The organism is Pseudomonas sp. GM55 (assembly GCF_000282395.1).
Taxonomy (GTDB): Bacteria; Pseudomonadota; Gammaproteobacteria; order Pseudomonadales; family Pseudomonadaceae; genus Aquipseudomonas; species Aquipseudomonas fluorescens_CC.
On the sequence record NZ_AKJJ01000141.1, the window covers coordinates 42,009 to 49,578 of the forward strand.

General features: G+C 61.0%; 7 protein-coding genes. 5 read left to right on the forward strand and 2 right to left on the reverse strand.

Annotation, left to right across the window (positions count from 1 at the left end):
- Window positions 1-140 precede the first annotated feature (140 nt).
- A complete protein-coding gene (locus tag PMI31_RS27480) occupies window positions 141-1,166 on the forward strand; it encodes an FAD:protein FMN transferase (protein WP_052037672.1) in 1,026 nt (341 codons plus the stop codon).
- Window positions 1,167-1,373: 207 nt separating this feature from the next.
- Window positions 1,374-2,768 (forward strand): Si-specific NAD(P)(+) transhydrogenase, encoded by a 1,395-nt coding sequence (gene sthA / locus PMI31_RS27485; RefSeq protein ID WP_007984277.1) that lies wholly within the window; start codon window positions 1,374-1,376, stop codon window positions 2,766-2,768.
- 42 nt (window positions 2,769-2,810) lie between these two features.
- Here sthA and PMI31_RS27490 read toward each other — a convergent pair whose 3' ends face one another.
- Complete coding sequence (locus PMI31_RS27490; RefSeq protein ID WP_007984279.1) at window positions 2,811-3,533, reverse strand: glycerophosphodiester phosphodiesterase; 723 nt, start codon at window positions 3,531-3,533, stop codon at window positions 2,811-2,813.
- 14 nt (window positions 3,534-3,547) lie between these two features.
- Window positions 3,548-4,129: a PilZ domain-containing protein gene (locus PMI31_RS27495; protein ID WP_008023033.1), complete on the reverse strand. Its 582-nt coding sequence runs from the start codon at window positions 4,127-4,129 to the stop codon at window positions 3,548-3,550.
- Window positions 4,130-4,223: 94 nt separating this feature from the next.
- On the opposite strand from PMI31_RS27495, the gene PMI31_RS27500 reads away from it, so the two are divergent.
- The 3 genes from PMI31_RS27500 to PMI31_RS27510 all read left to right on the forward strand — a co-directional run bounded on the left by PMI31_RS27500 (window position 4,224) and on the right by PMI31_RS27510 (window position 7,473).
- Complete coding sequence (locus tag PMI31_RS27500; RefSeq protein ID WP_008023035.1) at window positions 4,224-5,474, forward strand: lipoprotein-releasing ABC transporter permease subunit; 1,251 nt, start codon at window positions 4,224-4,226, stop codon at window positions 5,472-5,474.
- Window positions 5,475-5,481: 7 nt separating this feature from the next.
- Window positions 5,482-6,165 (forward strand): lipoprotein-releasing ABC transporter ATP-binding protein LolD, encoded by a 684-nt coding sequence (gene lolD, locus PMI31_RS27505; protein ID WP_177323586.1) that lies wholly within the window; start codon window positions 5,482-5,484, stop codon window positions 6,163-6,165.
- Between the two features lie 63 nt (window positions 6,166-6,228).
- On the forward strand, window positions 6,229-7,473 hold the full coding sequence (locus tag PMI31_RS27510; protein ID WP_008023047.1) for a lipoprotein-releasing ABC transporter permease subunit: 1,245 nt from the start codon (window positions 6,229-6,231) through the stop codon (window positions 7,471-7,473).
- The last annotated feature ends 97 nt before the right edge of the window (window positions 7,474-7,570 follow it).

Genomic DNA, 7,570 nt, shown 5'->3' on the forward strand with positions numbered 1-7,570 from the left:
TTGCTCGCGAAAAAATCACAGGCGGCGCGGTTCTCCAGGCAGCGCGCGTCATCATTCACGTCCTTCGCGGGCAAGCCCGCTCCTACAGAGGTGGCGCATAATGGCGTGCCATGGCGTTGTGTCAGGGGCATGGTCGGGAGATGCAGCATTTGTTGATCCGGTGGCGGAGCATTTTCTTTGTGCTGTTCGGCATGTTGGCGGCCTGCGGCAATGGTGACTCCCTGGAAGCCTTGGGCGGACCGACCATGGGCAGCACTTGGTCGATCAAATACGTCCGTCACGCCGGTCTTCCCGCTCCGGCAGTCGTCCAGGTTGAAGTCGAAAAGATCCTGGCCGAGGTCGACCGGCAAATGTCGACTTACCGCAGCGATTCCGACATCGAACGCTTCAACGCATTGCCGGCCAACCGTTGTCAGGTGATGCCTGCGCCGATCCTCGAACTGGTCCGTGTGGGCGAGCAACTGTCGGTGCAAAGCGACGGTTCCTACGATCTGACGGTGGAGCCGTTGCTGAACCTCTGGGGATTTGGTCCGCAGGCCCGTGAGGAAAAGGTCCCGACCGCCGAAGCGCTCGCTGAAGTCCGCAAGCGCGTCGGCCACCAACATTTGCGCATCGATGGCGACCAGCTGTGCAAGGATGCCGCCGTCGAGGTCGATTTCAACAGCATCGCCGCCGGTTATGCGGTGGACAGGATTGCCGCAAGGCTCGAGGCCATGGGCATTCACGATTATCTCGCCGAAGCCACTGGGGAGCTCAAGGCGTCCGGCAGGAAGGCTGACGGTTCGCCATGGCGTGTTGCACTGGAAGAGCCTCGGGATGACCGGCAGGTGGCCGAGCGCGTCATGCTTGTCGACGGTTATGGCCTGTCCACCTCCGGCGATTACCGGAATTACTTCGAGCAGGGCGGTCGGCGTTTTTCCCACACCTTCGATGCGCGTACCGGTGCGCCGGTCTCACATGGCCTGGCGTCCGTCACGGTCATTCATCCTTCGGCGTTGATGGCCGACGGCTTATCGACGTTGTTGCTGATTCTCGGCCCGGAGCGCGGTTGGGACTACGCAGAAAAGCACGATATCGGTGCATTTTTTGTGATTCGTGCCGATACAGGTTTCGTCACACGCAGCAGTCACGCTTTTGAACGCCTCAGTGGCGAAAAAGCCAAGTGATTGTGGCGATTTGAGCATTGAAAACTGGCGTTGTAGTGCAGGCAAAAGTAGCCTACGACGCGACCAAGGGTTAATGTGCGCGGCGTTGACGCTTCTATAGACTGTGTCCGGGTTCTGCACTGGCCCCAAATTGTTCCTTCATGCCACAGATTGGCGTGATTTAGCCGCAGGTGCCGAGGGTGCCGCGGCCTGTTCTGAGGAGTACGCATGGCTGTCTACAACTACGACGTGGTGGTGTTGGGTTCCGGCCCGGCGGGGGAAGGCGCGGCAATGAACGCCGCCAAGGCAGGGCGCAAGGTGGCGATGGTCGATAGCCGTCGCCAGGTCGGCGGCAACTGCACTCACTTGGGCACCATCCCGTCCAAGGCACTGCGTCACTCGGTGCGGCAGATCATGCAGTTCAACACCAACCCGATGTTCCGGGCCATTGGTGAACCGCGCTGGTTCTCGTTCCCGGACGTGTTGAAAAGCGCCGAGAAAGTCATCTCCAAACAGGTCGCTTCGCGTACCGGCTACTACGCGCGTAACCGCGTCGACGTGTTCTTCGGCACCGGCAGCTTCGCCGACGAGCAAACCATCGAAGTGGTCTGCGCCAACGGCGTGGTCGAAAAACTGGTGGCCAAGCACATCATCATCGCTACCGGTTCGCGTCCTTATCGTCCGGCGGACATCGATTTCCACCACCCGCGTATCTACGATAGCGACACCATCCTCAGTCTCGGCCACACCCCACGCAAACTCATCGTTTACGGCGCTGGCGTGATCGGTTGCGAATACGCCTCGATCTTCAGCGGTCTGGGTGTGCTGGTCGAACTGGTGGACAACCGTGGTCAGTTGCTGAGCTTCCTCGATTCGGAAATTTCCCAGGCCCTGAGTTATCACTTCAGCAACAACAACATCACGGTTCGCCATAACGAAGACTATGACCGCGTCGAAGGCGTGGACAATGGCGTAATCCTGCACCTCAAGTCCGGCAAGAAGATCAAAGCCGACGCCTTGCTCTGGTGCAACGGTCGTACCGGCAACACCGATCAGTTGGGTCTGGAAAACATCGGCGTGAAGGTCAACAGCCGTGGCCAGATCGAAGTCGACGAGGCGTACCGCACCTGCGTGCCGAACATCTACGGCGCCGGTGACGTGATCGGCTGGCCAAGCCTGGCCAGTGCCGCCCACGACCAGGGGCGTTCGGCTGCTGGCAGCATCGTCGATAACGGTAGCTGGCGCTTTGTGAACGACGTGCCGACCGGCATCTACACCATTCCGGAGATCAGCTCGATCGGCAAGAACGAGCAGGAGCTGACCCAGGCCAAGGTGCCATACGAAGTGGGCAAGGCGTTCTTCAAGAGCATGGCGCGGGCGCAGATCGCCGGCGAGCCGCAAGGCATGCTGAAGATCCTGTTCCACCGTGAGACCCTGGAAGTGCTGGGCGTTCACTGCTTCGGTTATCAGGCGTCGGAGATCGTGCACATCGGTCAGGCGATCATGAACCAGCCGGGCGAACTGAATACGCTCAAGTACTTCGTCAACACCACGTTCAACTACCCGACCATGGCCGAAGCCTATCGGGTAGCGGCGTACGACGGCCTCAACCGGCTTTTTTGAGCGGCTCCGGCCGGTGGCCTGAGCCGGCCGGGGAGACCGATTTCAGCAATTCTCGAGCGTGGCGGTGGCCAAACCGGGAAAGTCTGTAATCAGGCTGTCAACGCCGAAGTCGGCGAGTCTGCGCATCAGCGCAGGCTCGTTGACGGTCCACACCGACACATGCAGCCCCTGACGCTGCGCCCGTTGCAGGCGTTCCGGCGTGCACAGGGTCCAGTTCAGCGCCAGAATCTCACAGCCATAGCTGGCCGCGACCTTCAGCGGGTCGAGCCAGGCATACTCGGCGACCAGCCCGCGGGATACGTCCGGGACCAGTTCCAGTGCTGCCTTCAATACTTCGCGTGAACTCGATGTAATGGTCACCTTGTCCATCAGGCCATGACGCTGGACCATTTCGCGAATCGCCAGCACGGTGGTTGCGGCACGCATCCGTGATGCGCTTTTGACTTCCAGCTGCCAGTGATCGAAGTCGCATTTCTCGAACAGTTCTTCCAGCGTCGGAATCGGGCAGGGCTTGATCCAGCCCGGGCCGCCCTTGCGTGCGTCATAGGTCACAAGCTCGGCCGCCGTGTGTTCGACGACCTTGCCGCGACGGTCAGTGGTGCGTTTGAGGGTCGGGTCGTGGATGACCATCAGCTCGCCGTCCATGGACAGGTGCAGGTCCAGTTCGCAGCGACGCACGCCGTGCTTGAGACATTCCTGAAAGCTGGTCAGGGTGTTTTCCGGTGCTTCGCCCTTGGCGCCGCGATGGCCGTAGATGAGGGTCACGGTTCTTCCTTAAATTAATTGCCTGATTCGAGTAGTTCGCGGGCCAGGCGTCGTTCCTGGGCCTGCTTTTGCAAGATGTGGCGGGCCAACAGTTGGCGCTGGGCGTCGGTCAGGTGCTCGAACTCGGTACCGACGTCATAACCATCGCCCTTGCGGTCGCAATGGGTGACGCGAGCGCGCAATAGCAGGCCCAGGGCTTGCGGCATCAGCACCAGCTTGACCGACAGGCGTGCGCCGGTGGTTATGGGCGATGGATGCTGAAAGTCGATGCCGCCTTCGGAGATGATCACCGGCTGCGGCTCGCCGATTTGCCCGAGCACAGTGATGGCGATCACCTGGCTCAGCAAATCGATGCGTTTGTTCTGGGATTTGAGGAATGCGGCGGTCGTCCGGTCGCGTTCGCTGATCTGGCGCAACAGGTGTTGCGACTCGAATTCGCTCAGGTGCAGTTCGCTGAGCAAGTTGAAGAGCGGGGAAGCATCTTGCAACACTTCCTGGCCTGCCGCTTCAGTAGCGGTCAGGGGCCGAATTTCCAGTGCGATCGTATCCTCGATACGGTAGTATTCGCGGCGATCTTCTTCATCTAATGTCGACATGGCGAACCCATGGTAGCGGCGGTGGTCTGAGTGTAAAGCTGGTTATCGACCCCCGCCACAAGGACGTTCCTTTTCCCTCCGAACAAGCCCCGACATGTTCAGACCTCTCTTCGTATTTATCGGCACGCGTTACACCCGTGCAAAGCGTCGCAATCATTTTGTGTCATTCATTTCCCTGACTTCGATGATCGGGCTCGCCCTTGGCGTGGTCGTGATGATCGTGGTGCTGTCGGTGATGAACGGCTTCGATCATGAGATGCGCACCCGTGTGCTGGGCATGGTGCCCCACGCGACCATCGAGTCCGGCGAGCCGATCAGCGATTGGCAAAACCTGGCGGCCAAGGTCAAGCAAAACCCGCAGGTGACGGCCGTGGCGCCGTTTACGCAAATGCAGGGTTTGCTGACCAATAACGGCAAGGTCTCGAAAGTCCTGCTCAATGCCATCGACCCGGCGCAAGAGCGCCAGGTGTCGATCATCGATCACTTCATGACCCAGGGGAAACTCGACGATCTGGTGCCGGGTGAGTTCGGCATCGTCATCGGCGACAAGGCCGCGGCCAAGCTCGGTGCGGCCGTCGGCGACAAGCTGACCTTCGTTGCCCCGGAGGTCACCGTGACCCCGGCCGGGATGTTCCCGCGCATGAAGCGTTTTACCGTGGTCGGCATTTTCCATGTCGGCGCCGGTGAGCTCGATGGCTATCTCGGCGTCACCAACCTGCAGGATCTGGCCCGGCTGCATCGCTGGAAACCGGATCAGGTCCAGGGCCTGCGCCTGAAGTTCGACGACCTGTTCCAGGCACCGCGTACCGCATGGAGCATCGCCCGCGATCTTGGTGAAGACCGCTACTATGCCCGGGACTGGACCCGTACCCACGGTAACCTGTACCAGGCGATCCGCATGGAAAAAGCCATGATCGGCCTGTTGTTGCTGCTGATCGTTGCCGTCGCGGCGTTCAACATCATTTCCACGCTGGTGATGGTGGTGAACGACAAGAAGGGCGACATTGCGATCCTGCGCACACTGGGCGCTACGCCGGGTACGATCATGCGCACGTTCATGGTGCAGGGCACCGTGATTGGCGTGGTCGGCACGGCCATTGGCGCCGTGGTCGGCATCTTCGCCGCGTTGAATGTCAGTGCCGCGATCTCGGCCCTCGAAGGCCTGATCGGTCACAAGTTCCTCAACGCCGACGTGTACTTCATCGATTACCTGCCGTCGCAGGTGCAGAGCCAGGACGTCGTGATGGTCTGCTCCGCGGCGTTGGTCCTGAGTTTCCTCGCCACCCTGTATCCAGCCTGGCGTGCCGCGCGCACCCAGCCGGCGGAGGCGCTACGTTATGAGTGAGTCGGGCATGAGTGATAAAGCAATCTTGAGCTGCCGCAACCTGGGCAAATCCTACGAGGAAGGTCCGGAGTCGGTAGAGGTTCTGGCCGGTCTGCAACTGGAAATGCATCCGGGCGAGCGTGTGGCGATTGTCGGCAAGTCGGGCTCGGGCAAAAGTACCTTGCTCAATCTGCTGGGCGGCCTCGATACACCGACCAAGGGCAGCGTCTGGCTCGACGGCGAAGAACTGTCGGCGCTGAGCGAGAAGAAACGCGGCCTGTTGCGCAATCGCGCCCTCGGCTTCGTGTACCAGTTCCACCATCTGCTGCCGGAATTCACCGCCCTGGAAAACGTCTGCATGCCGCTGCTGATCGGCAAGACGGCGATCCCTGAAGCGCGTCAACGTGCCACGGCATTGCTGGAGCGGGTAGGGCTGGGCCATCGTCTGGAGCACAAGCCGGCCGAATTGTCCGGTGGTGAGCGTCAGCGTGTAGCCATCGCCCGCGCCCTGGTGAACACACCGGGCCTGGTGATGCTCGACGAGCCGACCGGCAACCTCGACGCCCACACCGCCCAGGGGATCCAGGACTTGATGCTGGAGCTCAGCACCTCGATGCGCACGGCGTTCCTGGTGGTGACCCACGACATGAACCTGGCCCGCCAGATGGATCGCGTCCTGCACCTGCAGGAAGGTTGCCTCACTCCTATCTGATTGGCTGAAGCCCGATGCCTGAAAGGGTGTCGGGTCTTTTATTCTTATACGGTGCCCCAGCGAATGTTCAGACCGTTATCGATCTTTATCGGCACGCGCTATACCCGCGCCAAGCGCCGCAATCGCTTTGTTTCCTTCATCTCGATGACCTCGATGATCGGCCTCGCCCTCGGCGTGCTGGCGATGATCGTGGTGTTGTCGGTGATGAACGGCTTTCAGCGCGAAATGAGCTCGCGCATCCTCGGCATGGTGCCTCACGCCACCATCGTCGGCGTCAACCCGATTGACGACTGGAAGCCGGTGGCAGCGGCGGCGATGAAAAATCCGCAAGTGACGGCGGCGGTGCCGTTCACCGAGATGGAAGGCATGCTCTCTTACAAGGGCACGATGCAGCCAATCCAGGTCAGCGGTGTCGACCCGGCGCTGGAAGGCCAGGTGTCGATCGTCGCCAAGCACATCGTTCAGGGCAGCCTCGAAGCCCTGAAGCCGGGCGAGTTCGGCGTGGTGATCGGCGAGATCACGGCGCGCCGCTTCCGCTTGAACGTCGGCGACAAGATCACCCTGATCGTGCCGGAAGTCAGCAATGCGCCGGGCGGCATTACCCCGCGTATGCAACGGCTGAATGTGGTCGGCGTGTTCAAGGTCGGTGCCGAACTGGATGGCACGATGGCGCTGATCCACATGGCCGATGCCGCGCAGATGCAGCACTGGGAGCCGAATCAGGTGCAGAGCGTGCGCCTGGCGGTGAAGGACCTGTATGCCGCGCCACAAGTGTCGAGCGATATCGCCACGGGGTTGGGCGCCGCCTACAAGGCTGACGACTGGACCCACACCCAGGGCAGCCTGTTCAGCGCAATGAAAATGGAAAAAACCATGATCGGCCTGCTGTTGCTGATGATCGTCGCGGTGGCGGCGTTCAACATCATCGCGACCCTGATCATGGTGGTGAACGACAAGGGCGCGGACATCGCGATCCTGCGTACCATCGGCGCCACGCCGCGGGAGATCATGGCGATCTTCATGGTGCAGGGCACTGTGATCGGGATCGTCGGCACCTTGATCGGTGGTGTGCTGGGCGTGATTGCCGCGTTGAACGTCAGTGCGATGGTGGGCTGGATCGAGCGGGTCAGCGGGCAGCACATCTTCAGTTCCGATGTGTATTTCGTCAGCAACCTGCCGTCCGAGCTGCAAGGCGCTGACGTGGCGCTGATCTGCACGGCGGGCTTCGTCATGAGCTTCCTGGCCACGGTTTACCCGGCATGGCGGGCTGCGAAGATCGAGCCGGCTACCGCTCTGCGCTATTCGTAAGACCGGACACCGCCAGCTCTTCGTAGGAGCTGGCTTGCCAGCGAAGAGGCCGGGCCTGCCAACCTCTATGTCACTTGCGTAAACCGCTTTCGCTGGC

What these genes read in the sequence shown, in the direction of transcription:
- lolD (WP_177323586.1), top strand. Translation starts at nt 5,482, where the DNA reads ATGAGTGATAAAGCAATCTTGAGCTGCCGCAACCTGGGCAAATCCTAC.
- sthA (WP_007984277.1), top strand. Translation starts at nt 1,374, where the DNA reads ATGGCTGTCTACAACTACGACGTGGTGGTGTTGGGTTCCGGCCCGGCG.
- PMI31_RS27510 (WP_008023047.1), top strand. Translation starts at nt 6,229, where the DNA reads ATGTTCAGACCGTTATCGATCTTTATCGGCACGCGCTATACCCGCGCC.
- PMI31_RS27480 (WP_052037672.1), top strand. Translation starts at nt 141, where the DNA reads ATGCAGCATTTGTTGATCCGGTGGCGGAGCATTTTCTTTGTGCTGTTC.
- PMI31_RS27500 (WP_008023035.1), top strand. Translation starts at nt 4,224, where the DNA reads ATGTTCAGACCTCTCTTCGTATTTATCGGCACGCGTTACACCCGTGCA.
- PMI31_RS27495 (WP_008023033.1), bottom strand. Translation starts at nt 4,129, where the DNA reads ATGTCGACATTAGATGAAGAAGATCGCCGCGAATACTACCGTATCGAG.